The sequence below is a fragment of the Delftia sp. WSY_10 genome (genome assembly GCF_043104705.1).
Taxonomy (GTDB): Bacteria; Pseudomonadota; Gammaproteobacteria; order Burkholderiales; family Burkholderiaceae_C; genus Comamonas; species Comamonas tsuruhatensis.
Map to the genome: position 1 here is coordinate 222,848 of NZ_JBICKY010000053.1, position 25,144 is coordinate 247,991.

At 67.2% G+C, this 25,144-nt stretch carries 27 protein-coding genes and 1 riboswitch; of the genes, 11 read left to right on the forward strand and 16 right to left on the reverse strand.

The annotated features are described in order from the left end of the window. The first annotated feature begins 19 nt into the window (after positions 1 to 19). Genes ACF8ML_RS22170 through ACF8ML_RS22180 form a run of 3 tightly spaced genes read left to right on the forward strand, consistent with a single transcriptional unit; the run spans position 20 to position 2,905 of the window. Positions 20 to 1,609 carry a leucyl aminopeptidase gene (locus ACF8ML_RS22170; RefSeq protein WP_154834409.1) on the forward strand — a complete coding sequence of 530 codons (1,590 nt, stop codon included), beginning with the start codon at positions 20 to 22 and terminating at the stop codon, positions 1,607 to 1,609. A gap of 45 nt (positions 1,610 to 1,654) precedes the next feature. After that, positions 1,655 to 2,086: a DNA polymerase III subunit chi gene (locus ACF8ML_RS22175; RefSeq protein WP_016445885.1), complete on the forward strand. Its 432-nt coding sequence runs from the start codon at positions 1,655 to 1,657 to the stop codon at positions 2,084 to 2,086. Between the two features lie 3 nt (positions 2,087 to 2,089). Further along, positions 2,090 to 2,905: a hypothetical protein gene (locus tag ACF8ML_RS22180; protein ID WP_047327744.1), complete on the forward strand. Its 816-nt coding sequence runs from the start codon at positions 2,090 to 2,092 to the stop codon at positions 2,903 to 2,905. 53 nt (positions 2,906 to 2,958) lie between these two features. Here the strand turns inward: ACF8ML_RS22180 and ACF8ML_RS22185 are convergent, their stop codons facing one another. Both ACF8ML_RS22185 and ACF8ML_RS22190 read right to left on the reverse strand, forming a co-directional pair. Next, complete coding sequence (locus ACF8ML_RS22185; RefSeq protein WP_016445887.1) at positions 2,959 to 3,975, reverse strand: D-2-hydroxyacid dehydrogenase family protein; 1,017 nt, start codon at positions 3,973 to 3,975, stop codon at positions 2,959 to 2,961. Positions 3,976 to 4,411: 436 nt separating this feature from the next. Next, positions 4,412 to 5,056 carry a DUF4124 domain-containing protein gene (locus ACF8ML_RS22190; protein ID WP_046985144.1) on the reverse strand — a complete coding sequence of 215 codons (645 nt, stop codon included), beginning with the start codon at positions 5,054 to 5,056 and terminating at the stop codon, positions 4,412 to 4,414. Between the two features lie 167 nt (positions 5,057 to 5,223). Then, positions 5,224 to 5,287, forward strand: a riboswitch (Fluoride riboswitch). Between the two features lie 81 nt (positions 5,288 to 5,368). On the opposite strand from ACF8ML_RS22190, the gene crcB reads away from it, so the two are divergent. Continuing rightward, positions 5,369 to 5,755, forward strand: coding sequence for a fluoride efflux transporter CrcB (crcB, locus tag ACF8ML_RS22195; protein ID WP_016445889.1), 387 nt, complete (start codon positions 5,369 to 5,371; stop codon positions 5,753 to 5,755). A 178-nt stretch (positions 5,756 to 5,933) separates the two neighbouring features. Further along, positions 5,934 to 6,485, forward strand: a complete 552-nt coding sequence (locus ACF8ML_RS22200; protein WP_046239633.1) for an ATP-binding protein — start codon at positions 5,934 to 5,936, stop codon at positions 6,483 to 6,485. 57 nt (positions 6,486 to 6,542) lie between these two features. On the opposite strand, the gene ACF8ML_RS22205 is transcribed toward ACF8ML_RS22200, so the two are convergent. From ACF8ML_RS22205 to ACF8ML_RS22215, 3 genes are all read right to left on the reverse strand, one after another. Next, positions 6,543 to 7,520, reverse strand: a complete 978-nt coding sequence (locus ACF8ML_RS22205; RefSeq protein ID WP_047327745.1) for a FecR domain-containing protein — start codon at positions 7,518 to 7,520, stop codon at positions 6,543 to 6,545. 4 nt (positions 7,521 to 7,524) lie between these two features. Next, positions 7,525 to 8,001 carry a sigma-70 family RNA polymerase sigma factor gene (locus ACF8ML_RS22210; RefSeq protein ID WP_017405010.1) on the reverse strand — a complete coding sequence of 159 codons (477 nt, stop codon included), beginning with the start codon at positions 7,999 to 8,001 and terminating at the stop codon, positions 7,525 to 7,527. Positions 8,002 to 8,161: 160 nt separating this feature from the next. Next, complete coding sequence (locus tag ACF8ML_RS22215) at positions 8,162 to 9,043, reverse strand: helix-turn-helix transcriptional regulator (RefSeq protein WP_047327746.1); 882 nt, start codon at positions 9,041 to 9,043, stop codon at positions 8,162 to 8,164. 141 nt (positions 9,044 to 9,184) lie between these two features. Between ACF8ML_RS22215 and ACF8ML_RS22220 the strand changes: the two genes are divergently transcribed. Next, positions 9,185 to 10,366 carry an MFS transporter gene (locus ACF8ML_RS22220; RefSeq protein WP_043791383.1) on the forward strand — a complete coding sequence of 394 codons (1,182 nt, stop codon included), beginning with the start codon at positions 9,185 to 9,187 and terminating at the stop codon, positions 10,364 to 10,366. An 83-nt stretch (positions 10,367 to 10,449) separates the two neighbouring features. On the opposite strand, the gene ACF8ML_RS22225 is transcribed toward ACF8ML_RS22220, so the two are convergent. Both ACF8ML_RS22225 and lexA read right to left on the reverse strand, forming a co-directional pair. Next, positions 10,450 to 10,857 carry a hypothetical protein gene (locus ACF8ML_RS22225; RefSeq protein WP_016445895.1) on the reverse strand — a complete coding sequence of 136 codons (408 nt, stop codon included), beginning with the start codon at positions 10,855 to 10,857 and terminating at the stop codon, positions 10,450 to 10,452. A 162-nt stretch (positions 10,858 to 11,019) separates the two neighbouring features. Further along, positions 11,020 to 11,694: a transcriptional repressor LexA gene (gene lexA, locus ACF8ML_RS22230; protein ID WP_016445896.1), complete on the reverse strand. Its 675-nt coding sequence runs from the start codon at positions 11,692 to 11,694 to the stop codon at positions 11,020 to 11,022. 98 nt (positions 11,695 to 11,792) lie between these two features. Here lexA and ACF8ML_RS22235 point away from each other — a divergent pair, with 98 nt between their 5' ends. Further along, a complete protein-coding gene (locus ACF8ML_RS22235) occupies positions 11,793 to 12,782 on the forward strand; it encodes an asparaginase (protein WP_392407985.1) in 990 nt (329 codons plus the stop codon). A 90-nt stretch (positions 12,783 to 12,872) separates the two neighbouring features. Here the strand turns inward: ACF8ML_RS22235 and adk are convergent, their stop codons facing one another. The 6 genes from adk to ACF8ML_RS22265 form a co-directional block, all read right to left on the reverse strand. After that, positions 12,873 to 13,529 (reverse strand): adenylate kinase, encoded by a 657-nt coding sequence (adk, locus tag ACF8ML_RS22240; protein ID WP_016445898.1) that lies wholly within the window; start codon positions 13,527 to 13,529, stop codon positions 12,873 to 12,875. A gap of 256 nt (positions 13,530 to 13,785) precedes the next feature. Continuing rightward, on the reverse strand, positions 13,786 to 14,580 hold the full coding sequence (kdsB, locus tag ACF8ML_RS22245) for a 3-deoxy-manno-octulosonate cytidylyltransferase (protein ID WP_343739705.1): 795 nt from the start codon (positions 14,578 to 14,580) through the stop codon (positions 13,786 to 13,788). Positions 14,581 to 14,633: 53 nt separating this feature from the next. Then, positions 14,634 to 14,816 (reverse strand): Trm112 family protein, encoded by a 183-nt coding sequence (locus ACF8ML_RS22250; protein WP_016445900.1) that lies wholly within the window; start codon positions 14,814 to 14,816, stop codon positions 14,634 to 14,636. A 64-nt stretch (positions 14,817 to 14,880) separates the two neighbouring features. Then, positions 14,881 to 15,897, reverse strand: a complete 1,017-nt coding sequence (gene lpxK, locus ACF8ML_RS22255; RefSeq protein ID WP_392407987.1) for a tetraacyldisaccharide 4'-kinase — start codon at positions 15,895 to 15,897, stop codon at positions 14,881 to 14,883. Between the two features lie 13 nt (positions 15,898 to 15,910). Further along, complete coding sequence (locus ACF8ML_RS22260) at positions 15,911 to 16,336, reverse strand: biopolymer transporter ExbD (RefSeq protein ID WP_012205405.1); 426 nt, start codon at positions 16,334 to 16,336, stop codon at positions 15,911 to 15,913. Between the two features lie 22 nt (positions 16,337 to 16,358). Next, positions 16,359 to 16,991 (reverse strand): MotA/TolQ/ExbB proton channel family protein, encoded by a 633-nt coding sequence (locus tag ACF8ML_RS22265; RefSeq protein ID WP_016445902.1) that lies wholly within the window; start codon positions 16,989 to 16,991, stop codon positions 16,359 to 16,361. A 395-nt stretch (positions 16,992 to 17,386) separates the two neighbouring features. On the opposite strand from ACF8ML_RS22265, the gene xseA reads away from it, so the two are divergent. Beyond that, positions 17,387 to 18,712 (forward strand): exodeoxyribonuclease VII large subunit, encoded by a 1,326-nt coding sequence (gene xseA / locus ACF8ML_RS22270; RefSeq protein WP_126312824.1) that lies wholly within the window; start codon positions 17,387 to 17,389, stop codon positions 18,710 to 18,712. A 318-nt stretch (positions 18,713 to 19,030) separates the two neighbouring features. Further along, positions 19,031 to 19,612, forward strand: a complete 582-nt coding sequence (locus ACF8ML_RS22275) for a superoxide dismutase (RefSeq protein WP_016445904.1) — start codon at positions 19,031 to 19,033, stop codon at positions 19,610 to 19,612. A gap of 103 nt (positions 19,613 to 19,715) precedes the next feature. On the opposite strand, the gene ACF8ML_RS22280 is transcribed toward ACF8ML_RS22275, so the two are convergent. Beyond that, positions 19,716 to 21,260 (reverse strand): MFS transporter, encoded by a 1,545-nt coding sequence (locus tag ACF8ML_RS22280; RefSeq protein ID WP_392407989.1) that lies wholly within the window; start codon positions 21,258 to 21,260, stop codon positions 19,716 to 19,718. Between the two features lie 113 nt (positions 21,261 to 21,373). Between ACF8ML_RS22280 and ACF8ML_RS22285 the strand changes: the two genes are divergently transcribed. After that, positions 21,374 to 22,255: a LysR family transcriptional regulator gene (locus ACF8ML_RS22285; protein ID WP_016445906.1), complete on the forward strand. Its 882-nt coding sequence runs from the start codon at positions 21,374 to 21,376 to the stop codon at positions 22,253 to 22,255. Positions 22,256 to 22,289: 34 nt separating this feature from the next. On the opposite strand, the gene ACF8ML_RS22290 is transcribed toward ACF8ML_RS22285, so the two are convergent. After that, the gene (locus ACF8ML_RS22290) at positions 22,290 to 23,510 is read right to left on the reverse strand and encodes an MFS transporter (RefSeq protein ID WP_017405018.1); all 1,221 of its coding nucleotides are present in this window, start codon (positions 23,508 to 23,510) and stop codon (positions 22,290 to 22,292) included. A 122-nt stretch (positions 23,511 to 23,632) separates the two neighbouring features. Here ACF8ML_RS22290 and ACF8ML_RS22295 point away from each other — a divergent pair, with 122 nt between their 5' ends. Further along, positions 23,633 to 24,229 carry a TetR/AcrR family transcriptional regulator gene (locus ACF8ML_RS22295; RefSeq protein WP_026062285.1) on the forward strand — a complete coding sequence of 199 codons (597 nt, stop codon included), beginning with the start codon at positions 23,633 to 23,635 and terminating at the stop codon, positions 24,227 to 24,229. A gap of 17 nt (positions 24,230 to 24,246) precedes the next feature. Here the strand turns inward: ACF8ML_RS22295 and ACF8ML_RS22300 are convergent, their stop codons facing one another. After that, entirely contained in the window at positions 24,247 to 25,107 is an 861-nt protein-coding gene (locus ACF8ML_RS22300; protein WP_016445909.1) for an oxaloacetate decarboxylase, read from the reverse strand. Positions 25,108 to 25,144: the final 37 nt, after the last annotated feature.

Here is a 25,144-nt window from a genome sequence, read left to right on the forward strand (position 1 = left end):
TGAAAGGAAAACGCCGATTATGAACTTTGAACTGAAGCCGTTGACGACTGCCGCTGCAGTACGTGAAAAGTGTGACCTGTTGTTGGTGCTGGTGACCGAAGCCACGGCCACGGGCAGCGACGCGCTGTCCACCCTGGTCGCTCACGCGGTCAAGGCCGGAGATTTCGAAACGGCAGCCGGCAAGCAGTTGGCACTGTACGGCCTGCCGGCCGTGGCCGCCCGCCGCGTCGTGCTGCTGGGCGCGGGCAGCGGCTCGGCCCGCGACGTACGCCAGGCCGTGGCAGGCGCAGGCTCGGCCCTCAAGGCAAGCGGCGTTGGCAAGGCCGTGCTGTGCTTCGGCTTCGAGGCCACGGGTGGCGCTGTGGCAGCAGCGGTGGTGGCAGCGGCCGATGCCTGCTACAGCTATACCCACACCAAGCCCCAGGCCAAGCCTGTGGCGCTCAAGAAGCTGGTGATCGCGGCGACGGGCGCCAGTGCCGCGTCCGGCAAGTCCGGCGACAAGAGCGGGGACAAGGGCGGCATCGCCGCCGCTTTCAAGATCGCCGTGGCCCAGGCCGAAGGCATGGCCCTGGCGCGCGAATGGGCCAATCGCCCGGCCAACCACGCCACTCCCATGCTGCTGGCCGACGCAGCCCGTGCCCTGGCCAAGCTGCCCGGCATCAGCTGCAAGGTCCACGGCCCCGCCGAAGTCGCCAAGCTCGGCATGGGCGCCTTCATGGCCGTGGCCCAGGGGTCGGAGCAGCCGCTGCGCTTCATCGAGCTGCACTACAACGGCGGCGCCAAGGGCGCCGCGCCCGTGGTGCTGGTGGGCAAGGGCATTACCTTCGATACCGGCGGCATCTCGCTCAAGCCTGCCGCCGAAATGGACGAGATGAAGTTCGACATGGGCGGTGCCGCCAGCGTGCTGGGCGTGTTCCAGGCGCTGGCCCAACTGCAGCCTGCCATCAACGTGGTCGGGCTCATTCCGGCCTCCGAGAACATGCCCGGAGGCGCAGCCGTCAAGCCGGGCGACGTGGTCACCAGCATGAGTGGCCAGACCATAGAAATCCTCAACACCGATGCCGAAGGCCGCCTCGTGCTCTGCGATGCGCTGACCTACGCCGCCCGCTTCAAGCCCCGCGCCATGGTGGACATCGCCACGCTGACCGGTGCCTGCGTCATCGCCCTGGGCGGGCTGCGCAGCGGCATGTTTTCGCCCAGCGACGAGCTGGCCCGTGCGCTGGAGCAGGCGGGCGATGCCGCGCTCGACCCCTGCTGGCGCATGCCGCTGGACGAGGAGTATGGCGAAGGCCTCAAGAGCAATTTCGCCGACATGGGCAATGTGGCGGGCCGCGCAGGTGGTGCGGTCACGGCGGCCAAGTTCCTGCAGCGCTTCGTGGGAGACATTCCCTGGGCTCATCTGGACATCGCCGGCACGGCCTGGAAGAGCGGCGCCGCCAAGGGCGGCACGGGCCGCCCCGTGGGCCTGCTGCTGCACTACCTGCTGGCCTGCGTCGATGCCGGCAAGGCGCCATCCAGGGCCGGCGCGCCCAAGTCGGTTGCGGCGCCCAAGGCCGGCTCTGCCAGCCGCCGCAAGGCAGCCGCTGCAATCCAGCCGGAGCAGGCCTGATGGCATCGCCCCCATCCGCACGGGCCTGCGCGAAAGGAGCGTCGCTTGACTGAAGTGGCGTTCCATTTCAACGCGCCCGACAAGCTGGCCTATGTGTGCCGTCTTGCGCGCAAGGCACTGCGGCATCGCACGCAACTGGTGGTGCTGGGATCTTCCGCGTCGCTCAAGGCCTTGTCGCCCAGGCTCTGGAGTGTCTCGCCCACCGATTTTCTTGCCCACGCTGTCGAAGGCGATGGGGCCGGCATTGTGGCCTTCTCGCCCATTGTGCTGCTGGAGCGGCTGGACAGCGCGCCGCACCACGACATGCTGGTGAATCTGGGTGGCGATGTGCCAGAAGGATTCGAGCGCTTTGCGCGTGTCGTTGAAGTGGTGTCTGCCACCGATGAGGAAGACCGACATCTGGCCCGGCAGCGCTGGAAGCATTACGTGGCGCAGGGGATTTCCATCAAGCGCCATGACCTGGTCCTCAAGGAGTAAGCCATGAGCGCTCCCTCCAAAACCCCGCCACGCTTTGTTCCCACGCTCACCGATGTCGTGCCGGTCGATGCAGTGCAGTCGCCGGTGGCAGAACCGCCCGCTGTCGCTGCGTCCGAACTGCCGCACAGCGGCGAGACCGATTCCTGGGCGAGCGAAGGCATGCTTGCGCCACGCCGCGGCCTGGTTTCCATGCCCGCGTCCCTGCCGCCGCTGCCCCTGGATCTGCAACCCCAGCGGTCCATGGTCGCCGAGCCTGCGCCGCCTGGACAGGGCCCGCGGCCTGCAGTGCAGCCAGTGCATTCCGACTATCTGCCGCCCAGTGCGCCGTCCGTGGAAATGCAGCTGGCCCAGGAGAGCCGTCTGCTCGAAGTGGCCGAAGTTGCCGAACCGGCCGATGTGCCAGAGGTGGCCCCGGCCGCACCGATCGAGGACGACATTCCTGCCGCGCCGGTGGTGCAGGCCGACGCTGCCACGCAAGGGGTCGAGCCGGATCCGGCATCTGCGGCACCTGGAGCACCTGGGGCATCACCCGCCTGTGCATTGCCCACCATGGAGTCCATCTGGGACAGCCACGCGCAGCAGGTCACCGAGGAGTATCTGGTCCATCGCCTCATGCAGCGCGTGGACCTGGTGCTGGACCAGCGCCTGCGCGATGCCATCGCCACGGTGGTGCAGCAGCAGACGCGATCCATCGTCGTGCGCCTGCGCGAAGAGGTGGAGTCGGTGGTGCGCCAAGCCGTCTACGAGGCCGTGGCCGACGAACTGGCCCACCGGGCGAGTGCCGCACGCGGCGATGCTGTACAGGGCGGGGGGCGTTGATCCGTGATCGGGTAGGCGGGTGAAGGGTGAGAGGTGCCCGCCTGACCCGGCCTTCAGCCTGCGCGTGCCGGGCCTGAGAACACCTCGGGATTGAGGATGTTGCTGGGCTGGCCTGCAGCGAAGTTCACCACATTGTCGAAGGCGGCGCGGAAATACAGCTCATAGCTGTCTTGCTCCACATAGCCGATGTGCGGCGTGCAGATGCAGTTCTCCAGCCGCAGCAGTGCGTGGCCCTGGAGAATGGGCTCGCTCTCGAAGACATCCACGGCCGCCAGGCCGGGGCGGCCACGGTTGAGCGCGCCCAGCAGCGCATCGGCCTCCACCAGTTCGGCGCGCGAGGTGTTCACGAACAGGGCTGTGGGTCTCATGCGCGCCAGATCCTGCGCCGTGACGATGCCGCGTGTGGCCTCATGCAGGCGAAGATGCATGGACAGCACATCGGATTCGGCAAAGAAATCCTCGCGCGAAGCGGCGGCCGAAAAGCCGTCGGCCTGGGCCTTCTGGCGCGAGGACTCGCTGCCCCAGACCAGAACCTTCATGCCGAAGGCATGGCCATAGTGGGCCACCAGCCTGCCAATGCGGCCATACCCCCAGATGCCCAGCGTGCGCCCGTGCAGCACGCTGCCCAGCCCGAAATTGGCGGGCATGGACGCCGCCTTGAACCCCGATTGCTGCCATGCGCCGTGCTTGAGGTTGGCGATGTACTGCGGCAGCCGCCGCGTTGCCGCCATGATCAGCGACCAGGTCAGCTCGGCCGGTGCGATGGGTGAGCCCACGCCCTCGGCAATCGCAACGCCCTGGTCGGTGCAGGCCTGCACGTCGATATGGGCGCCGGCCTTGCCGGTCTGCGCGATCAGCTTCAGGCGCGGGAGTTTTTCCAGCAACTGCCGGCTGATCTGCGTGCGTTCGCGGATCAACACGATGATGTCCGCATCGCGCAACCGCACCGACAGCTGGCCCACACCCTTGACGGTATTGGTGAAGACCTTGGCGTTGAACGGCTCCAGCAGCCGCGCACAGTCCAGCTTGCGTACGGCGTCCTGGTAGTCGTCAAGAATGATGATGTTCATTGCCTGTGAATCTCTCATAAGCCTTTGATTTATCTCTGGGTTGCCGCGCAAGAGGTTGTCGGCAAATGTTCTGATCCGCTTTTGCGCTTTGCCCTGGGCATCATCAACGCCTACCTGAACCGGCCTGCCTGACTATTGTGTGACGCTTGCGCAGCCAGGGCCCCGAGGCCCGACGGTCACATTGTCGTTCAACCAGCCCCGGGCTTGAGGCTGAAGGCTTCGGCCCGCGCCAGATCACGCAGCCGTGGTTACACAAGCCGCGCAGATGCCAGCAAGCCCTGGCAGGTGAAGCCGATCACTGGCACGCTCTGTCGCCCGCGCAGCTGTATCAGCGAATTACACCCTGCAACGCCTTGCGGACCCCTGGTCGGACGGGACTTGGGGGTTGCCACCTGCCGGCGAAGCCGGTGAAGGCCGAGAGTGTGATGTACCGCGCTCAGTCGCACTCAATCATGGTTCCACCCAGTATTCGGCAGCTCCGCCCTTGACTGTCACTGATGAATTGGCCGTTGCGGTTGTAGATTCCGCCATTGCTGTCGTAGCAAAGTGCACCCTTGCAACTGGATAGAGGAACAGGCTGGGCCGCCCGCGGTGTGAAAACCGGCTTCGGTGGTTCCTGCATCAGCGGCGTATTGGAGCCGCATGCAGCATTGACGCTGGTGATTGCTGCATTGGTGCGTATCCGTTTTTCATCCAGGGAAAGGGTGCGAATGCTGGATACGAATTCCAGCTCCTTGCGCGCCTCCTTGCACTGGGAGGATGCGCCGAGCTGCTCCGGCGCAGGAGCATTCGCCTTGCGGGCCTGCTGTTCGATGACGCGCTGCTGGCTCTCGATCTGGCGCTGCTGCATTTCGTTCATCTGGCGCTGCTGCTTTCGCTCATTGGCCTCCGCGGCCTCGGCCCGTTCGCGGTAGATTTCATCGTCCGATTTTTTGCGCTGTATCAGTGCGCCGGATTGGTCGCTGCTGCAGGGGCTGTCTGAAAAAATCAGTTTTCCAGAAACATCCTTGCATTGATAGACCTGGGCGGCGGCAGGTAAAGCCAGAAATGTCGCAACGATTGTCAGAGTCAATAGGCGCATATGCATCTCGGTGAATGAATGGGAGTGATGGTATCCCGGTACGGTGAATCGGTTGAGGTTAAGTTATTCCAATAGGCCGCTGCAAGGGATGCAGGGTCGGTATTGCCGCCACGGGATGGCTGCCTGTGCTCGCTTGCCCGGAGTAAACTCGACCACCGCAGCAATGGCTGCACGATGGGAATGGAGCTTCCCGAAACCGCCCTGCAAGGGGCTGATGGCTCCTGCCTTGGTGGTGCGTGTCCTGCCGGTGGCAGGGCCGTGCCTTGATCCTGCCCGGCGCGCCCGTCCCGGTTGTTTGATGAAAGGACGGTCATGGGTATCTATGGTTTCATTTTGGTGTTCGTGGGCGGCGGCCTCGGCTCCGCGCTACGGCATGGCTCGAACCTGCTTGCACTGCGGCTGGTGGGCAGTGCCTATCCGCTGGGCACCTTGGCGATCAATGTGCTGGGCGCTTTCGTGATGGGGGTGGTGGTGGAGTGGTTTGCGCTCAAGACTTCGCTGCCGCAGAGTGCGAGGCTGTTCATCACCACGGGCATTCTGGGCGGCTTCACCACGTTTTCGACCTACGCACTGGAGATCGGCATGCTGTACGAGCGCGGCGACTGGCTCGCTTCCGTGCTGTATGCGCTGGGTTCGCTGGTGCTGGGCGTTGCCGCGCTGTTTGCGGGGCTGGGGCTGGTTCGGATGGTGGCCCATTGAGGCGCCCTGATTGCGCTATGCTGTGCGCCATGGCCCGCCTGAACGCAACGCAGATTATTCGCACCATCCATTGGATGGTGGGTTAGCCAGCGGCCTTCAGCGCCATGCAACCCGCCCAGAAGAGGCGGGTTTTTTCATTCCGCCTCCAGGGTTTTCACAAGCCTTTCAGGAGATGGATATGCAGGTTTTCGAACCGTCCCGCCATGCGGACGACGCCCAGGCCGATTCCCGCGCTGCGCGGCCGGCCACGCTGCACATGGTCTGCGGCAAGATCGGCTCGGGCAAGTCGACGCTGGCACGGCAACTGGCGGCGCAGCCCGGCACGGTGCTGGTCAGCGAGGATTCCTGGCTGGCCGGTTTGTATCCTGGCGAGATGCAGTCGGTGGCCGACTATGTGCGCTGCAGCGCGCGGCTCAAGGGATTGATGGGGGCACATGTGCAGGCGCTGCTGGATGCCGGCGTTTCAGTGGTGCTGGACTTTCCTGCCAACACGCTGGAAGGCAGAGGTTGGGCGCGCAGCGTGTTCGAGAGGGTGGGTGCCTCCCACCGCCTGCATTTCCTGGATGTGCCCGATGAGGTCTGCAAGCAGCGCCTGCGTGCGCGCAATGCGGCGGGGGATCATCCCTTTCAGGCCAGCGATGAGCAGTTCGACCTGATCACCAGCTACTTTGTCGCGCCTTGCGCACAGGAGGGCTTCGACGTGGTGCATCACCCGTATGTTCGGGCCTGACCGCAAAGGCCGTGCGGCCGCCGGCTCGCCCACTGGAACGCCTCCTCGATCGCCTACTCAATCCCCGCCAGACCGTGCCTGCACTTGCACCCAATAGCGTGTACGGGTGCTCAACTGCAAGGGGAAGCGGCTGACGAGCGCGGCCAGGGCGCGATCGGTGTCGTCCACGGGAAAGGCGCCCGAGACACGCAGGCCTGCCACCTCGGGCGTGCAGCCCAGGTAGCCGGGCCGGTAGCGGGCGAGGGCGTCGATCAGCTGGCCCAGCGGCATGTCCAGCGCGATCAGTCCGCCTTCGTGCCAGCTGGCGGCAAAGGGATCGGCAGACGCGGGTGGCTGGGCGGCGCTGGCCGAGAAGGCGGCGTGTTGCCCGGCCTGCAGCTCGGTGGGGGTGGCTTCGCTGTCCAGGGGCTGCAGGCGCACGGTCTTTTCCTGCACGTTGACATGGCACAGGCCGTCGTCCGCGACATGGACCGTGAAGCGCGTTCCCAGGGCCAGTACATGGCCTTGCGGGGTTTGCACACTGAAGGGGCGGCCCAGTGCGTCTGCCCCGGTGGCGACGAGGATGCGGCCGCGGTAAAGGCGCAGCAGGCGCTGGCGGTCGTCGAAAGCCACGTCCACGGAGGTCGCTGTATCCAGGGCCACCAGGGAGCCGTCGGGCAGCGTCAGGTCGCGGCGCTCGCCAGTGGCGGTGCGATGAGCTGCCTGCCAGTGCTCGAGCGGCGCGCCTTTCCAGGCGAGCCAGGCCGTGGCACCGCTGCCCAGGCCAAGGGCCACAGCACGCACCGCAGAACGGCGATTGGGGTCGGAGCGGCGGCCCAGCGCCTGGCGCGCCAAGGGTGCGGGCAGATGCGACAGCTGTGCGGTGACGGATTGCACGCGCAGCCAGGCGCGCTGGTGGGCGGGGTCGGCCTCGTGCCAGTCCGTCCATGCCTGCTGCAGGCTTGGCGTCACCGCGGTGCCGCGCAGTTTCACGTGCCAGGCAGCGGCCTCATGCAAGGCCCGTCGGTCGTTGCTTTCCAAAGATCCCTCGCCCATGTGGCTATGCCAGGACCAGGCAGCAATGCTCCATCGCCCGGGTCAGGTAGTTGCTGACGGTGCGCAGCGACACGCCCAGGCGCTCGGCGATCTCGGGGTAGCTCAGTTCCTCGAAATGGGACAGGACGAAGGCTTCGCGCACCTTGGGTGCAAGGCCCTGGAGCATGCGGTCCACGTCGAGCAGGGTCTGCTGGACGATGGCCTGCTCCTCGGGCGAAGGCGCCAGCGACTGCGGCAGCTGGGCAAGATAGTCCAGATAGGACTGCTCCAGCGTGCGGCGGCGAAACAGGTCGGTGACCAGGCCGCGGGCGATGGTGGCCAGGTAGCGCCTGGGCTCGCGGATGTCCTGCTGCGGCACTGGCGAGCGCAGCAGGCGCACGAAGGTGTCCTGGGCCAGGTCGGCCGCATCGTCACGGTTGCCCAGGCGCTTGCGCAGCAGGCTTTCCAGCCAGGGATGGTGATTCTGGTAGAGGCTGTGCACGGAGAGGGCGGCTTGTGCGAAAGAAGCGGGGAGGCCGGGCGTAGAAGCCGAGATGGGCAACGTGGCGGGTTCGGTTGCAAAAGATAATAAGAATGCTTATCAATTATCTTTCACGCGGGCTTTACTCCTGAGGACTGGGTATCTTTCTGTTGCATGTGCGCTACAGGGAGATGCTGGCGGAACTTCCACGCCGGCCCTGCGCCGGGCGATTGCGCTGGTAGGCGCTGGGCGGAGCGCCAAAGCTGCGCCGGAAGACGGCAGTGAAGGCGCTGGGACTGTCGTATCCATGGGAGAGCGCCACTTCCAGGACCGAGGCGCCCGCGGCCAGCCGGGGCAGGCTGAGCAGAAGACGGGCCTGGCGGCACCATGCGCCGAAGTTCATGCCGGTCTCGCGCAGGAACAGGCGTGCCAGCGTGCGGGGATGCATGTGCAGCCGCTGTGCCCAGCTGGCCAGGCCGACGTCCTGCGATGGGTCGTCCACAAAGCTGCGGCAGCAGGCGGCCAGGGCGCCATGCCGGGGCATGGGCACATGCAAGGACAGGGCGCGGGCGCGCTCCATTTCGTCGAGGATCAACTGCATGACACGCTCCTCCCTGCCGCCCAGCGGGTAGTCCATGGGCAGCTCGATGGCCTCCAGCACGAGTTCGCGCAGCAGGGGCGTGACCTGCATCACTCGGCAGTCTTGCCACAGGCCGGGCCGCAGCCCCGGCTCCACGAACACGGTGCGCATGGCCACGGGGCCGGCGGCCATGTGGATGGCGTGCAGGGCCTGTGGTGGAACCCAGACGGCGCATCCCGGGGGGACGACCCAACTGCCCGAATCCGCGCGGATCAGCATCACTCCTTCGGTGGCATGCAGCAGCTGGCCGCGGCGGTGGGCATGCGGTGCGATGGCAGCGCCGGCCGCCATGTCTGTGGCAAAGGCCACGACCGGGCGGGCCGTGTGCTCGCCGTGCGGGGGCAATGGAGCGGCCGCAGGCACGTCATCCAGGCAGGCGCGTGTGCGGGCATGGGAAAGTGGGCCACTTTGCCGGGTTGTCATTTTCTCGACGATTGTTGTTGCTTCGTAGCAGGAATGCAGATCATGCACTTTCTACGATGACCCACTTTCAATCCGCAGGAAAGTGGCAGGTATGGAGATGATTTCCCTTTCGAGAATGACGGACGTGACAGGAGGCAGGGCATGAACCGCGCACGTCTGGGGCTGCTTACGGGCACGCATGCCATCAACGACCTCTACCAGGGACTGGTTCCTGCGCTGTTGCCCTTCATGGTGCTGGAGCGCGGCTACAGCTATACGGAAGCCAGCGGCCTGATGCTGGCGGCCACGGGCCTGTCGAGCATGGTCCAGCCGCTGTTCGGCCTGTATGCCGACCGGTCGCCACGGCCCTGGATGGTGCCGGCCGGCTTTGTGGTGGCCGCCCTGGGCCTGGCCCTGGTGGGCATGAGCCCGGACTACTGGGTCAGCTGGTTGGCTGCCGTGCTGTGCGGCCTGGGGATCGCGGCCTACCATCCGTCCGCAACGGTGGCGGCCCGCATGGCGGGCGGCAGCTCGCAGAAGGCGATGAGCGTGTTTTCGGTGGGCGGAACGGCGGGGGCATCGTTCGCTCCCATGCTGGCTGCGGCCGTGGTGGGCGCAGGCGCCTTGCACCGCAGCTGGATGCTGGCCCTGCCTGCAGCGGCCATGCTGGTGCTCTGGTATGCCTGTACTTGGCGGGATGGAGCCAAGGACCATTGCGCCACCCGGCGCCTGGCCGTGGCTCAGGGCGAATTGCCCGCCAACCACTGGCGCGCCTTCTTCCTGCTGTGCGGGGTCATCGTCTGCTGGTCGATTCCCTATGTGACGGTGCTGTCCACCCTGCCCATGTTCGTGACGCGCGAGCTGGGCGGCTCGGACTTCATGGGAGCGGCCACGCTGACCTCATTCACAGCCGCTGCGGCGGTGGGCACTTTGCTGGGGGGCACGCTTGCAGATCGCCGGGGGCGCATGCAGGCCATCCGCGCCGGCTACCTGTTGGCATTGCCTGCTCTGGCGGCCCTGGCCCTGGCCTCCACGCCATGGATGGCGCTGGCCTGCACCATGGCCCTGGGCGTGTGCATGTTTCTTCCGTTTGCCGCCCAGGTCACGCTGGCCCAGGACTATCTGCCGCGCAACCAGGCCACGGCCAGCGGGCTGACCCTGGGGCTGGCCATGTCGATAGGCGGCATGGTGGCGCCGTTGTTCGGCATGCTGTCCGATGCGCGCGGACTGCGTTTTTCGTTGAGCGTCGTGCTGTGCATTCTGTGCGTTGCCGCGGCGCAGGCGTGGTGCATGCGCAATCGGCGCAGCGAGGGGAGTGCTGCACCGGCGGCTGTCAGGGCCTGATGCGCAGCCCCTGCCGCTGGGCAAGGCAAGAGACAGGCCCGGGCTCTCGCAGACCGGGTGGACGGGTTGGTCTCAGGGCGACCTCAGGCCGGTGTCTGCGCGCCGTGCGCTTCCATGCGTTCCAGGGCGGCACAGACATCGGCCATGCGGCCCGAGATGAACAGGCATTCGGGCTGCTCCTGCGGCGAGCGCTGGATGATGCGCAGACCCGAAGGCAGGGCCTGATCTGCCGGAAGGGAGGGCAGTTCGGGTTGCAGGGGCAGCAGCAGCTGCGCATCCCTGTGTTCTGGCAGCCGTGCTGACTTGCTGCGCCGCTGCTGGCTGCGGCGGCGTGCCTTGCTGAAGGACAGGATGGTCGCCTGCTCGGATTGCACAGGCGATTCGGGCTGGATGGTGCGCATGGCGGGCTCCATGGCGGCGGCGGGCAGGCGAATGCCCTGTGCCAGGCGCAGGAAGGACAGAGAAGACAGTGTTGGCAGAGCGAATCCCATGTGACGACTCCTGTTGGCGTATTTCAAAGAGGCATGGACACAGGCAGGATTGCGGTTTGCGGGCAAAGCTCCGCCCAGGGCGAAGCTGCAAGGCTTCGCGCCTACCACCTGGGCGGTGCATGAAGTAGGGGGTGGCAACCCGTGCAGGGCTGCCTGTCCGGTTTACATGGACATGCTGTTGCGGATCAGCCCCACGGCCAGGCCTTCAATGGCAAAGGCCTCTTCGGGAGCGACGCGGATCACCGGGTAATCGGGGTTTTCCGGCAGGAGCTCCACGCCCTGCGTGGTGCGGCGCAGGCGCTTGACGGTGACTTCATCTCCCAGGCGTGCCACGACGATCTGCCCGTTGCGGGCTTCATGCGCGGACTGCACGGCCAGCAGATCGCCGTCCATGATGCCCGCGTCGCGCATGGACATGCCGCGCACGCGCAGCAGATAGTCCGGGCGGACCTGGAACAGGCTGGGTTCGACGGAATAGGTCTGGTCGATATGTTCCTGGGCGAGAATGGGCGAGCCCGCCGCAACGCGGCCCACCAGCGGCAGCATCAGCGGCGCCAGGGCCGACAGCGGCAGCCCGAAGCTGGTGCCGCGTGCGGCATTGATGTTGCGCACGGTGTCGGTACGCAGGCGAATGCCGCGGGAGGTGCCGCTGACCAGTTCGATCACGCCTTTGCGGGCCAGGGCCTGCAGATGTTCCTCTGCTGCGTTGGCGGACTTGAAGCCCAGCGTGTTGGCGATTTCCGCGCGGGTGGGGGGCGCGCCCGTGCGGGAGATGGCGGCCTGGATCAGGTCCAGGATCTGTTGCTGGCGGGCGGTGAGCTTGGGATGGTCGAGCATGGCGTGCGTCCGGTCCTTGAATTCAGATGGCAGGCAGAGAAGTCATCTGATGATTTATACAGTATCTGTATTTTTAACCAGTTTTCCAAGAGGTGCAAGTGGGGCAGTCAAAGTTGGTGATTCTTGGCACGGGCGGCACCATCGCCGGCCGGGCGGATTCGCAGTCGCAGGCAGTGGGATACAAGGCCGGACAGATCACGGTGCAGTCGCTGCTCGATGCCGTGCCGGATCTGGAGCAGCAGGCGCTGGGGCCTGTGCAGACGCAGCAGATCGCGCAGGTGGACAGCAAGGATATGGACTGGTCCGTGTGGCGCGCATTGCTGCGTGCCTGCACGCAGGCGCTGGAGGATGCGGACACACGCGCCGTGGTGATCACGCATGGAACGGACACGCTGGAAGAGACGGCCTGGCTGCTGCACAGCCTGCTGCCTGCCGCCAAGCCCATAGTGCTCACTTGCGCCATGCGCCCGGCCACGGCCCTGCTGGCCGACGGACCGCAGAATCTGCGCGATGCCGTGACCGTGGCCGCCAGCGGCGGGCGCAGCGGTGTGTGGGTGGTGGCCGGCGGCGAGGTGCATGCGGCGGCCCAGGTGCAAAAGGGCCACCCTTACCGACTGCAGGCCATGCGCTCCATGGAAGGTGGCCCGCAGGCCGTGGTGGAGGAAGGACGCGTGCGCTGGCTGGTGCCTGATGCGCCGGTCACGCCGGTCGCCCCCGTTGCGCGGATGGTGACTTCCGCTCCCGCTCTGTCTGACCTGCTGGCGCTGGATGAGCTGCCCTGGGTCGAGGTGGTGTTCAGCGGTGCCCTGGCGCGTGCCTGCGGCGTGGATGCGCTGGTGGCCGCAGGCGTGCGCGGCATCGTGGTGGCCGGCACGGGCAATGCGACCATTCACGAAAGCATGGAAGCGGCCTTGCTGCGTGCGCGCGACAAAGGCGTCTGGATCTGGCGGGGCACGCGCTGCGCCGAAGGCCTGCCCGTTGCCTCGGGGCTTGGCACGGACCCCGCAGAGGCCGATCTGGTCCAACTGCCCGTGGCCAAGGCGCGGATTGCCATGATGCTGGCGCTGGCCGCGCAGCCGCGCGACTGATCCTCCGGGCGTCGCCGGCGCTTCAGATGCAGGCGGGCAACAAAAAAGCACCCGGCGGGTGCTTTTCTGGGGTCTGGCGCATGGCCTGCGTCATTCAGCCAGTGCTGCGAGGGCGCGCTGGGTGATGTCTTCCACCGAGCCCAGGCCGCTGATGGCGCGGTACTTGGGGGCTGCTGCGGCTTCCTTCTCGGCCCAGGCGCGGTAGTAGTCCACCAGCGGGCGGGTCTGGCTGCTGTAGACGTCCAGGCGCTTCTTGACCGTTTCTTCCTTGTCGTCCTCGCGCTGCACCAGCGGCTCGCCGGTCACGTCGTCCAGGCCTTCGACCTTGGGCGGGTTGAACGTGACGTGGTAGGTGCGGCCCGAAGCGGGGTGGGAGCGGCGGCCGCTCATGCGCTCGATGATGGCATCGAAGGGCACATCGATCTCGAGCACGTAGTCCAGCTTCACGCCGGCGGCCTTCATGGCGTCGGCCTGGGGAATGGTGCGGGGAAATCCGTCGAACAGGAAGCCGTTGGCGCAATCGGGCTGGGCAATGCGCTCCTTGACCAGATTGATGATCAGGTCGTCGCTGACCAGTTGGCCGGCGTCCATCACGGCCTTGGCCTGCTGGCCCAGGGGCGTGCCGGCCTTGACGGCGGCACGCAGCATGTCACCGGTGGAGATCTGGGGAATGCCGTACTTCTGGCAGATGAAAGCGGCTTGCGTGCCTTTGCCGGCGCCGGGTGCGCCCAACAAAATCAGTTTCATGGAAGTCCTTGAGGAGAGTAGAAATTCTTGTCTGCCGGATCGGCCCACCGGGGCGGACAGTCCATGCGTCATATTTTTGTCGCGGGCAAGGATAGCACGCACAGGGCCAACACTGGCTTACACGCACGGGGCAAAACTGTCGCCTGTGCAATCGCCAAAACCTGCGTTTTGCTGTCCGACAAAACCGCATGGGCGGCGTTGCTGCAAATGGCGATGCCCGGCATCGCCATTTGTGCGTTTTCAGCGGCCGGCCGATTCAGGCCGGCGGGTTGGACAGCTGGGCGCGCACCCGCTCCAGATCCTCGCGCGTGTCCACGCCAGGGCCGGGTGCATGGGGTGTGACATGGACGGCGATGCGGTGGCCGTGCCACAGCGCACGCAACTGCTCCAGGGCCTCCAGTGCCTCGGTGGGTGCCTGGGAAAGCTGGGGGAAGCTGCGCAGGAAGCCGGCGCGATAGCTGTAGATGCCGATGTGGCGCAGCGGTGCGAAGCCGGGGTGGCCCAACGCTGCCGATGCCGTCTCCCACCATGCCTGGTCCGCATGCTCGCGCGCGAAGGGAATGGGCGCACGGCTGAAATAGTGGGCCATGCCCTGGGCATCGCAGACGACCTTGACCACGTTCGGGTTGACGAAGTCGGCAAGGCTGTCAATGGCATGCGCCGCTGTTCCCATGCTGGCCGAAGGTTGCCGGGGCAGCAGGGCGGCCACGGCGTCGATGAGTTCGGGGGCGATCAGCGGCTCGTCGCCCTGGACATTGACCACGATGTCATCGCCATCGAGACCCAGCAGCGCGCAGGCCTCGGCCAGTCGGTCGCTGCCGCTGGCATGGTCGTTGCGCGTGAGCACGGCCGCCACGCCATGCGCGGCACAGGCGGCGAGGATGCTTTCGTCATCGGCTGCGACCACGCACCGTGCGGCGCCGCTGCGGCTGGCGCGCTGTGCCACGCGCACGACCATGGGAAGCCCTGCAATGTCGGCCAGGGGCTTGCCCGGCAGGCGGCTGGAAGACAGGCGGGCGGGAATCAGAACCGTGAAGGGCGCGGAGGACATGGTGCGTGCAGGAGTGAGGCGAAGGCGTGGGGCGGCGCAGGTGATGGGAAAAATCAGTCCTCGATCTCGTCGTCGTCCAGCGTGCGGGCCTCGGTTTCCAGCAGCACGGGAATGCCGTCGCGCACCGGGTAGGCCAGGCGCGCGCTGCGCGAGACCAGTTCCTGGTGCTCGCGGTCAAAGCGCAGCGGGCCTTTGGTGACGGGGCAGACCAGCAGTTCGAGAAGTTTGGCGTCCATGGCGGATCCTGTGTTTTGAAGGGAAAGGGCGGGCCGTGGCAGCCAGCCGAGACGGAGATGATAGTCAGGCGGGGCAGGGGCGCAGTGCCTGCAGCCGCTCATCCAGCAGCGCCCAGAAATCCGCCGGCAGCTGCAATTGCAGCGCAACCGCCCAGGCCTGGGGATGGGTGCGCCACAGCTTGACGGCATCTTTTTCGGTGCAGACCAGCGGGTCTTCGTTGCGCCCCATGCGCTGGAAGCTCTCAAAATTATAGTGATCCGGCAGCGCCTGGACATGCTCCAGCGTCAGGCCTTGCTCGCGGGTCAGCATGGAGAAAAAGCCCTCGGGCCGGGCCACGGCGGCCACGGCCTCCACGGGCCGTCCGCGCAGGGTCGCCAGGGGAATGCGCTCACCGCGCGCATTGACGCCTTCAGCGGCCAGTTGGCGATGCATGGCAAAGGCGGGTGCATCCGTTGGCGGGCAGGTACCCGCGTGCAGCACGGCGGTGACGGGGCGCGGCCAGGGCTCGCGCAGCGGGCCGGCCGGCAGCAGCCAGCCGTTGCCGATGCCGTCGTCATTGAAGACGCACAGCTCGATGTCGCGGGCCAGGGCCAGGTGCTGCAGGCCGTCGTCGCTGATGACCACATCCACCTGCGGGTGGCGGGCGCGCAGGGCCTGGACGGCCTCGATGCGCTTGCGGGCCACGAAGACCGGCACGCCGCTGGCACGCGCCAGCAGCGCGGGCTCGTCACCCACGTCGGCGGGGGCGCTGTCAGGACGGGCTTCGCGGCAGTCGTCCGTGCTGCGGCCATAGCCGCGCGAGACGATGCCGGGACTCCAGCCGCCATCGCGCAGATGGCGGGCCAGGGCGAGCGTGACGGGGGTCTTTCCGGCGCCGCCCGCAATCACGTTGCCGACGACGATGACCGGAATGCCGGCCTGGCCCCCACGCCTGAAGCCCAGTGCATAAGGCAGCCGATGCAGGCCCAGCAGGGCGCGGTACAGCAGGGACAGGGGAAGGAGCGCGCAGGCCAGCGGACCGCGGCGGCGCCAGGCCGCGCGAAGCCCCCGGGCTGCGGGGGCAGGACCAGTCCGGGGCATGGCGGCCTTGCCTTCAGCGCCCGGCGCTGGCCGAGGTCTGCGTGGCGAAGGTGATCTGGGACAGTCCGGCGCGGCGCGAGGCTTCCATCACCGATACCACGGACTGGTGCGGCGCAGTGGCATCGGCGCTGATGATGACCACGCTGTCCTTGCCGGCGACGGCCGCTGCGGCCAGCGCCTGGGTCAGGCCGGTGACGCTGCGGTCTTCCACGGCGGTCTTGTTGATGGCATAGCGCCCATCGGCTGCGATGGCGACGATGATTTCGCGGGGCCGGTCGCGCTGCTGCTCGACGTCGGCCACCGGAAGGGTCAGCTGCAGCTCGGTGAACTTGCTGTAGGTGGTGGACAGCATCAGAAAGATCAGCACCACCAGCAGCACGTCGATGAACGGGATCAGGTTGATCTCGGGCTCGTCACGGCGGCGGGGACGGAAGTTCATGTCAGGTCTCTCGCGTGCTGGTTCACTTGCCGCCGACGCGGGTGAGGTGGCGCACGAACTGTTCGGAAGCCAGCTCCATGCCCAGCAGGTAGCCGTCGACGCGGGCGCGGAAGTAGCGCCAGAAGATCAGGGCCGGAATGGCGACGATCAGGCCGAAGGCCGTGTTGTACAGGGCGATGGAGATGCCGGCCGCCAGCTGGGCGGGGTTGCTGCCGCCGGTGGCCGATGCGCCGCCTTGCGAGCCGAAGATCTCGATCATGCCGATCACCGTGCCCAGCAGGCCCAGCAAAGGGGCGGCAGAGGCGATGGTGGCCAGCGCGCTCAGGTGTTTTTCCAGCGTGTGGGCGGCGGCGCGGCCGGCGCCTTCCATGGACGCGCGCAGCTCTTCCTCGCTGCTGTCCGGATGGGCCTGCAGTGCGCGCAGCCCGCTGGCCAGGACCTCGCCCAGCGTGGAGTTCTGTGCCAGTTGCTGCACGACTTCCTGACTGGGCAGGCCGCGCGAGGACACGGAAATCGCCTCGCCCAACAGGGCAGGCGGCGCAACACGGGCTGTTTTCAGCGCCACGAAGCGTTCAAAGACCAGGGCCAGAGCCAGGATGGAGCAGGCAATCAGTGGCCAGATCGGCCAGCCTGCGGCTTGTATGATCGACAGCAAGTTGTTTTCCCCCCGCGTTTAACTGCAGCCGACGATTATGGCCCAGCCATGTGGCCGGTCCAGGCGTCCCGGCTGCGCGATCGGCCTAAAACTGTGACCGGGCGCAGCATCCAGGCAACGGGCGGTGTCCCGGTTTCCGGCCTCGGGCTTGCTCATATAGCACAATTTTCTGTGGATAACTTTGTTATCAAGCTGCCTGCGCAGATGCGGCGGCGACGGCGAATGACCACTGTGACAAATGTGAATTCTTTGTTTCAGTGAAAAATCTCTTATTAATCAAATGCTTGCGAGGTGTTCTTGAGATTGCTTGTGCAAATCATCGCCAAAGTGCCTCTTCAAGGCTGCATCTGCCGGCCTGTGGAGAATGTTGCACTGCATGCTGACCGGGAGCCCGCATGAGCGGTGCATTTGGCGCAATGAATCCAGCAGCGGCGCCGCTGGTCTGGGAAGTCGGCGCGCTGTGCCGCGCCGTGAGCGATGCCTTGCAGGCGCGCTTCAATCCGGTGGCGGTGCGCGGCGAGATCAGCGGCTTCTCGCGCGCGGCCAGCGGCCATTGCTACTTCAGCATCAAGGACGCCGGCGGGCAGATCCGCTGCGCCATGTTCCGGCGCGCGGCCCAGCTCATGGACTTTTCGCCGCGCGATGGCGAGCTGGTCGAGTTGCGGGGCCGGCTGGGTGTCTACGAGCAGCGCGGTGATCTGCAACTGGTCGTCGAAAGCATGCAGCGAGCAGGCCAGGGCGCACTGTTCGAGCAGTTCCTGCGGCTGAAGGCGCAGCTGGAGGCCGAAGGCCTCTTCGATGCGGCGCGCAAGCGCAGCCTGCCGCCGCTGCCGCGCGGCATTGGCGTGGTGACTTCGCCGGGGGCTGCCGCGCTGCACGACGTGATCACCGCGCTGCGCCGCCGCGTGCCCCACATCCCCGTGGTGCTGGTGCCGGCCCTGGTGCAGGGCGCGCAGGCGCCGGCCTCGCTGATCGACGCGCTGCAAAGGCTTTATGGGCTGGCGCAGGAAGGCGCGGGATCGGTGGCCGGCGCGCCGCACATCGACACCATCTTGCTGGTGCGCGGCGGCGGCTCCATCGAAGACCTCTGGGCCTTCAATGACGAGCGCCTGGCCCGCACCATCGTGCAAAGCCCGGTGCCGCTGATCAGCGGCGTGGGGCACGAGACCGACTTCACCATTGCCGACTTCTGCGCCGACCTGCGCGCGCCCACGCCCACGGCGGCGGCAGAGTTGGTGAGCCAACCGCGCGAAGTCTGGCTGGGTGCGCTGCAGCTCATGCAGGGCCGGCTGGAGGACGGGGTGCAACGGCTGCTGGACCGCCAGCAGCAGCGCCTTGACCTGGCGTCGCAGCGCCTGGGCCGGCCCAGCGAACAGCTGGCGCGCAGCCGGCTGCAGCTCAGCCGCCAGGCGCAGCGCCTGCGCCATGCCATGCAGTTGAGGCTGCAGCGCATGGACCACGCGGGGCAGGGCCTGCAGGCGCAGCTGCCTGCGGGCATGCGCCGCGGCCTGGACAGGCGCGCGGACCACCTGGCGCGCATGGAGCTTCGCCTGCAACTGCTGGACCCGCGCCTGGTGCTGCAGCGCGGCTATGCCCTGCTCACCGATACCGAGGGCCATCCCGTGACCGAGGCGCGCCGTGCGCCACCGGGCACGGCGCTGCAGGCGCAACTGGCGGACGGCTGCCTGGACCTAGTGGTGACGCAGCCGCGCCTGCTCTGAACTGCGGCCCGCTGTGTGCAGCGTTCGGCGTGCAGGGAGTGGCGGGCGGCAGGCGGTATCCGTGTAGGCCGATTGGCCGGATTGCGGTCAATTCACATCCACCCTCGCGGCAGCGGGCCAAGATGGCCGATTTGGAGCGCGCTTTCGCCGCAGGGTCACGAACTTGTTCCTACAATGCCCGTTCGGGTGCGTGAGGGCCAGGGCTTGCAGCAATGCGCGCAGTGCAGGCCCCGCGCGACGGTCACGGCAGGCGCTGCATGCGCTCTGCGCAACAGGTGCTGGCCCGTCCTAAAAGATTTCAACCACGAAGGAAACACCATGGAACATACCTTGCCCCCTCTGCCCTATGCGATTGACGCGCTGGCACCCCACTACAGCCAGGAAACGCTGGAGTACCACCATGGCAAGCACCACAACGCCTATGTGGTGAACCTGAACAATCTGCAAAAGGGCACCGAATTCGAAAGCATGACCCTGGAAGAGATCGTCAAGAAGTCTTCCGGCGGCATCTACAACAACGCAGCCCAGATCTGGAACCACACCTTCTTCTGGAACTGCATGGCCCCCAACGGTGGCGGCGAGCCCACCGGCGCCCTGGCTGACGCCATCAACAAGAAGTGGGGCAGCTATGCCGCCTTCAAGGAAGCCTTCGTGAAGTCGGCCGTGGGCAACTTCGGCTCCGGCTGGACCTGGCTGGTGAAGAAGGCCGATGGCTCGGTGGACATCGTCAACACCGGCGCCGCCGGCACGCCCCTGACCACGCAAGACAAGGCCCTGCTGACCGTGGACGTCTGGGAACACGCCTACTACATCGACTACCGCAACCTGCGTCCCAAGTTCGTCGAGACCTTCCTCGACAAGCTGGTGAACTGGAAGTTTGCCGAGCAGAACTTCGCCTGATCGAAGCAGCTGCCAGCAATGTGCACGCGCAACGTGCACGCAGCGCCCAAAAAGCCCCGAAAGGGGCTTTTTGGCTTTCTGGCTGAGGCCGGGGTGCCGCCGTTCAGCGGCGCTGACCGCGCAGCCGCCACCCCGTCCACAGCGCCGTGCACACCAGCAGCAGCGTGGCGCCGGCGATCACGGCGCTGAAACCCTGGCCGAAGGCCGTGCGTGCCAGTTCGGTCAACTGGTGCGCGGCCTGAGGCCTCAGCTGTTCGGCGGCCAGCAGGGCTTCGTCCAGGCTGTCGCGCACGGAATCGGGCAGGGCCAGGCCCAGCCCCTCAGGCAGGCGCAAAGAGCCTGCGTACACGGCCGACAGCAGGCTGCCCATCAGCGTCACGCCCAGGGCGCCGCCCAGCTCGTATGACACCTCCTCGACCGAAGCCGCCATGCCTGCACGGTCTGCGGGAGCGCTTTGCATGATGGTGCTCGACGCCGTGGTCATGGCCGCGCCTATGCCCAGGCCCAGCAGGGCCAGCGCCCCCGCCTGCGGCCACCAGCCCATGTCATGGACCAGCAGGTAGCCGCCCATGCCCAGGCCCGACAGCAACAGGGAGGCCGGCAGCATGCGGGCCCCACCCACTCGCGGCAGCCAGTGGCCTGCGACGGGGCCGGCAACAAAGGCGGCCAGCGGCAGCGGCAGCACGGCCAGGCCCGCCTGCAGCGGAGACAGGCCCTGCACCAGTTGCAGGCGCTGGCTGAAGACCAGTTCCATGCCGATCAGCGCTGCCGCTGCCACCAGGGCCGAGGCCACGGCCGTGGCAAAGGCCGGGTTGCGGAACAGCGCGAAGTCCAGCAGCGGGTCGTTGCTGCGGCGCTGGCGCCGCACGAACAGCGCGAGAAAGCCCAGGCCCAGCACCAGGGCCACGGCGGCCAGGGCCCAGTCGGGCGATTGCTTGCCAGCCTCCTTGATCGCGTAGGTGCTTGCCACCAGGCCTGCCATGACCTGCAGCGAGCCCACAAAGTCCCAGGGCCGCTGCGAGGTGGCGCCGCTTGCGGGAATCAGCCACCAGGCCAGGGGCAGGGCCAGCAGCACGATGGGCACGTTGATCAGGAACACCGAGCCCCACCAGAAATACTCCAGCAGCAGCCCGCCCACCACGGGGCCGAAGGCCGCACCGCCCGATGCCACCGAGGCCCAGATGCCGATGGCCAGCGCGCGCTCGCGCTCATCGGCAAAGCTCAGACGGATCAGGGACAGCGTGGCCGGCATCATCATGGCCGCGCCCACGCCCAGCAGCGCGCGCGCCGCAATCAGCAGGGTGGGCGAGAGCGCAAAGGCCGCGCACAGCGATGCCAGGCCGAACACGCACAGCCCGGCCATGAACAGCCGCTTGTGGCCGAGCCTGTCGCCCAGCGTGCCCATGCCCAGCAGCAGGCCGGAAACCACCAGGGCATAGATATTGACGATCCACAGCTTGGCGGAGGCCGTGGCCGCCAGGTCATGCGTGAGGCGCGGCAGTGCCGTGTAGAGCACCGTCATGTCGATGACGATGAGCAGCAGCGCCACCGAGACGATGGCCAGCACCAGCCAGCGGCGCGGGTCGGCCGCCAGAGATTTGGAGGGATGCCCCGCAGCGGGGACCCGGGTTTGCGTCGTGAACGCCATAAAGCACCTGTTTGCCCCTGGCCTTGTGGGCCGGAGCTTCCTTTGGATGAAAGCGGCAGTTTCCATCAATAAAATGCTTTATCAAAGTTTGATTCAATCCATAAAATTGATAGATGGAATGGACACTGGACAGACTGAGGCATTTCGTGGCGGTGGCCGAGGCCGGCACCATGACCGAGGCTGCGCGCCGCCTGGGCCGTGCGCAATCGGCCGTGAGCACGGCCATCGGCCTGCTGGAGGCCGATCTGGGGCTGGAGCTGTTCGACCGTGTGGGACGCCATGTGCGGCTCACGGCCGCAGGCGAGGTCATGCTGCTGGAGGCCCGGTCCCTGCTGCACCAGGCCCAGGCCATGGACCACCGCGCACGCGCCCTGGCCGCAGGCGGGCAGGCGCGCCTGGCCGTTGCGCTGGACGAGGCATTGCCCTATGTGCCGCTGGCCCAGCTGTTCAAGGAGCTGGCGGCACGCTTTCCGGCCATGGAGCTGACCGTGCTGAACGGCACGGCCTCCGAAGTGGCCGAGCATGTGGCGGCGCAGCGTGCCCAGGTCGCCTTCCAGTTCGACCGAGCGCCTGCGCCGGCCACCTGTGCCCAGCGCCATATCGGCAGCGTGCCGCAGACCATTTGCGTGGCCAAGGGCCATGTGCTCGATGGCGCAGAGCCCTTGACGCGCAGGCAGCTGGCCGCGCACCGCCAGTTGCTGATGCACATCGAGGGCGTGGAGGACACCGTGCTCAGTCCCGCCGTCTGGCGCTCCAACAGCTTCTATGTGATTGCCGACATGGTGGCCGACGGCCTGGGCTGGGCCATCCTGCCGGTCAATATTGCCGAGTTCGGCGATCTGCGCCCGCATCTGCGGCAACGCGCCTGCGAGGGGCTGGCGCTGCCGCCGCTGACCGTGCGCATGCTCTGGCTGGAAGGGCTGGCGCCCGGGGTCGAAGCGCTGTGGATGCGCCAGCGCCTGGCCGAGCTGCTGGCCTTGATGGCCACGGCCTGAGCGGTCTGGGCTGGCGCGGGCGTTGGGGCCGTGTTCAGGTGCAGGCAGCGGCTGCGTCTTCGGCAGGCGGGCTCTCTTTCGTTCGTGCCTGGCGTGCGGCCAGCACGCCCAGGGCCCACATGACAGCACCGGCCAGCAGCGCCACCACGAAGGAGATGCGCGCGCCCCACAGGTCGGTGGCCCAGCCGGCGGCGGCCGCGCCCAGGGCCACGCCCATGGCAATGCCGGTCAGCAGCCAGGTCATGCCCTCCGTCAGGCGCTGGGGCGGCACCTGCTGCTCCACCAGGCCCATGGCCACGGTGATGGTCGGGCCGAAGGTAATGCCGGCCAGCAGCACGGCCAGGGTCAGCGTGAACACATTGGTGGCCAGCAGCAGGGGCACGGCCGTGATGCAGACCGAGGCGCCCACCCAGGCGATCTGGCGGTGCAGCGGCGCCTTCAGGCGCAGCGTGCCGAACACCAGTCCCATCACGCAGGAGCCCAGCGCATAGAACGACAGCACGATGCTGGCCGCCGCCGGCTGGCCCTGCTGCGTGGCAAAGGCCACGCTGGCCACGTCGATGGTGCCCACGATGATGCCCTGGGCCAGCATGAACAGCGCCAGCGTGCGTACCACGGGATGGCGGGCCAGCGACTGCTGGCGCGTGCGCCGCTGCGATGTGTCCACGGGTGGCTCTGTACGGCGCTGGGCCACGAACAGCGCCACGCCCACCAGCAGCAGCAAGGAGGCGGCCAGCGGCCCGGCCTCGGGGAACAGCACCATGCTCAGGCCGACCGACAGGGGCGGGCCGACGATGAAGCAGACATCGTCCAGCACGGCCTCCAGCGCATAGGCCGTCTGCAGTTGTGGCGTGCCGCGCAGCAGCACGGTCCAGCGCGCACGCACCATGGCCGGCATGCTGGGCAGGGCACCCACCAGCGCTGCCAGCACCAGCAGCAGCCACTCCGGTCCCTGCCAATGCGCGCAGGCCAGCAGCGCAAACATGGCGGCAGCACTCACGGCCGCTGCCCAGGGCAGGACCTTGCGCTGGCCATGGCGGTCCACCAGGGCCGAGATGCGGGGCGCCAGCACCGCGATGGACAGCGCAAAGCAGGCAGCGACCGCGCCGGCCAGCGTGTAGGCGCCGCGCTGCTGGGACAGCATGGTGATCAGGCCGATACCCGTCATGGAAAGGGGCAGGCGGGCCAGGAGACCGGCCAGCACAAAGGCGGCCGTGCCGGGCCGGGAGAACAGCTGGCGGTAGGCGTGGAACATGGAAACCTCGGAAGACGGACAGGCCGCTGCAATCACATACGCGGCGTATGTCAGCGATTCTACGGGTTGCCCATGACGCGCCGTATCATTGGCATACGTTTTGTATGTGAATGGAGTGCGCCATGCGCAAAAGCCGGGCCAGCATGATCGAGGAGACACGCGCCAAGCTCATCGAGGCTGCGCGCGAGGCCTTTGGCAGCCAGGGCTATGCCCAGGCCTCCATGGACGAACTGACGGCCAAGGCCGGCCTGACGCGCGGCGCGCTGTACCACCATTTCGGCGGCAAGCCGGGCCTGCTGGCCGCTGTGGTGGCGCAGATGGATGCCGAGATGGACGCACGCCTGGAGCAGGTGCTGGCCGACCATGCAGATCCCTGGGAGGGGTTCCTGGCCTACTGCCGGGCCTACCTGGCCATGGCGCAGGAGGGCGAGATACGCCGCATCGTGCTGCAGGATGCGCGCGCCGTGCTGACGGGCACGGACCAGGGCGAGCAGCACCGTGCCTGCATCGCCTTCGTGGCCGGCTACCTGGAGCAGCTCATGGAGCGCGGCGTGATCGTGCGTGCCAATCCGCTGGCCATGTCGCGCCTGCTCAATGGCTGCCTGGTGGAGTCGGCATTCTGGATTGCCGAGGAAGGGGCGCCCCCCGAACGCCTGCAGCAGGCGCTGCAGGCGCTGGAGCTGACGCTCAAGGGGTGGAAGGCGCCTGCGAGGGGCTGACCGCCCTCGCTCGTGCTTCACTCGTACTTCTTTTCCAGCGCATCCCAGAACGGCTTGTTGACCAGGCGCTGGCGCTCGGCAAAGGGGGCGACCACGGCGGGGTTCTCGTCCACCCTGCGCTCGTTGCGCAGCTGGCCCAGCGCCTTTTGCATGCCGGCCACGGCGCCTTGCAGCGCGGCATTGGCATACAGCACCAGGCCATAGCCCAGGTCTGCCAGCTCGCCCGCGTCGGTGATGGGCGTCTTGCCTCCGATCACCATGTTCATCAGCTGCGGCGTGGACAGGCGCTGGGGCAGGGCGCGGATTTCTTCGGCCTGGGTCACGGCCTCCACGAAGAGGATGTCGGCTCCCGCCTCGGCAAAGCGCTGGGCGCGCTCGACGGCAGCCTCGAAGCCCTGCGTGGCGCAGGCATCGGTGCGCGCCATGATCAGCGTGCCCTGGTCGCGGCGCGCGTCCACGGCGGCCTTGATCTTGCCCAGCATTTCCTCGGTGGAAATCACTTCCTTGCCATTGAAATGGCCGCAGCGCTTGGGGCTGATCTGGTCCTCGATCTGGATGCAGTCGGCGCCCGCGCGCTCCAGCGTGCGCACCGCATGGTAGGTGTTGAGCGCGTTGCCGAAGCCGGTGTCGGCATCGACGATCAGCGGCAGATCCACGGCGTCGCGGATGCGGGCCGTGTGGTCGGCGATGTCGGTCAGGCCCATGAAGGCCTGGTCGGGCAGGCCGAACCACATATTGGTCACGCCAGCGCCGGTCACATAGATGGCCTCGAAGCCGAGATCGGCCACGACGCGCGCGGACAGTGCGTTGAATGCGCCGGGCACGAGCACGCCGCGGCGCGCTTCGGCCAGGGCCTTGAGTTGTTGCTTGGTGTTCATGGAGGGTTCTGTCGGATGGGAAAAAGCGATGCGCGGG

What these genes read in the sequence shown, in the direction of transcription:
- ACF8ML_RS22170 (WP_154834409.1), top strand. Translation starts at nt 20, where the DNA reads ATGAACTTTGAACTGAAGCCGTTGACGACTGCCGCTGCAGTACGTGAA.
- ACF8ML_RS22180 (WP_047327744.1), top strand. Translation starts at nt 2,090, where the DNA reads ATGAGCGCTCCCTCCAAAACCCCGCCACGCTTTGTTCCCACGCTCACC.
- ACF8ML_RS22185 (WP_016445887.1), bottom strand. Translation starts at nt 3,975, where the DNA reads ATGAACATCATCATTCTTGACGACTACCAGGACGCCGTACGCAAGCTG.
- ACF8ML_RS22190 (WP_046985144.1), bottom strand. Translation starts at nt 5,056, where the DNA reads ATGCGCCTATTGACTCTGACAATCGTTGCGACATTTCTGGCTTTACCT.
- crcB (WP_016445889.1), top strand. Translation starts at nt 5,369, where the DNA reads ATGGGTATCTATGGTTTCATTTTGGTGTTCGTGGGCGGCGGCCTCGGC.
- ACF8ML_RS22200 (WP_046239633.1), top strand. Translation starts at nt 5,934, where the DNA reads ATGCAGGTTTTCGAACCGTCCCGCCATGCGGACGACGCCCAGGCCGAT.
- ACF8ML_RS22205 (WP_047327745.1), bottom strand. Translation starts at nt 7,520, where the DNA reads ATGGGCGAGGGATCTTTGGAAAGCAACGACCGACGGGCCTTGCATGAG.
- ACF8ML_RS22215 (WP_047327746.1), bottom strand. Translation starts at nt 9,043, where the DNA reads ATGACAACCCGGCAAAGTGGCCCACTTTCCCATGCCCGCACACGCGCC.
- ACF8ML_RS22220 (WP_043791383.1), top strand. Translation starts at nt 9,185, where the DNA reads ATGAACCGCGCACGTCTGGGGCTGCTTACGGGCACGCATGCCATCAAC.
- ACF8ML_RS22225 (WP_016445895.1), bottom strand. Translation starts at nt 10,857, where the DNA reads ATGGGATTCGCTCTGCCAACACTGTCTTCTCTGTCCTTCCTGCGCCTG.
- lexA (WP_016445896.1), bottom strand. Translation starts at nt 11,694, where the DNA reads ATGCTCGACCATCCCAAGCTCACCGCCCGCCAGCAACAGATCCTGGAC.
- adk (WP_016445898.1), bottom strand. Translation starts at nt 13,529, where the DNA reads ATGAAACTGATTTTGTTGGGCGCACCCGGCGCCGGCAAAGGCACGCAA.
- kdsB (WP_343739705.1), bottom strand. Translation starts at nt 14,580, where the DNA reads ATGTCCTCCGCGCCCTTCACGGTTCTGATTCCCGCCCGCCTGTCTTCC.
- ACF8ML_RS22250 (WP_016445900.1), bottom strand. Translation starts at nt 14,816, where the DNA reads ATGGACGCCAAACTTCTCGAACTGCTGGTCTGCCCCGTCACCAAAGGC.
- lpxK (WP_392407987.1), bottom strand. Translation starts at nt 15,897, where the DNA reads ATGCCCCGGACTGGTCCTGCCCCCGCAGCCCGGGGGCTTCGCGCGGCC.
- ACF8ML_RS22260 (WP_012205405.1), bottom strand. Translation starts at nt 16,336, where the DNA reads ATGAACTTCCGTCCCCGCCGCCGTGACGAGCCCGAGATCAACCTGATC.
- xseA (WP_126312824.1), top strand. Translation starts at nt 17,387, where the DNA reads ATGAGCGGTGCATTTGGCGCAATGAATCCAGCAGCGGCGCCGCTGGTC.
- ACF8ML_RS22275 (WP_016445904.1), top strand. Translation starts at nt 19,031, where the DNA reads ATGGAACATACCTTGCCCCCTCTGCCCTATGCGATTGACGCGCTGGCA.
- ACF8ML_RS22280 (WP_392407989.1), bottom strand. Translation starts at nt 21,260, where the DNA reads ATGGCGTTCACGACGCAAACCCGGGTCCCCGCTGCGGGGCATCCCTCC.
- ACF8ML_RS22285 (WP_016445906.1), top strand. Translation starts at nt 21,374, where the DNA reads ATGGAATGGACACTGGACAGACTGAGGCATTTCGTGGCGGTGGCCGAG.
- ACF8ML_RS22290 (WP_017405018.1), bottom strand. Translation starts at nt 23,510, where the DNA reads ATGTTCCACGCCTACCGCCAGCTGTTCTCCCGGCCCGGCACGGCCGCC.
- ACF8ML_RS22295 (WP_026062285.1), top strand. Translation starts at nt 23,633, where the DNA reads ATGCGCAAAAGCCGGGCCAGCATGATCGAGGAGACACGCGCCAAGCTC.
- ACF8ML_RS22300 (WP_016445909.1), bottom strand. Translation starts at nt 25,107, where the DNA reads ATGAACACCAAGCAACAACTCAAGGCCCTGGCCGAAGCGCGCCGCGGC.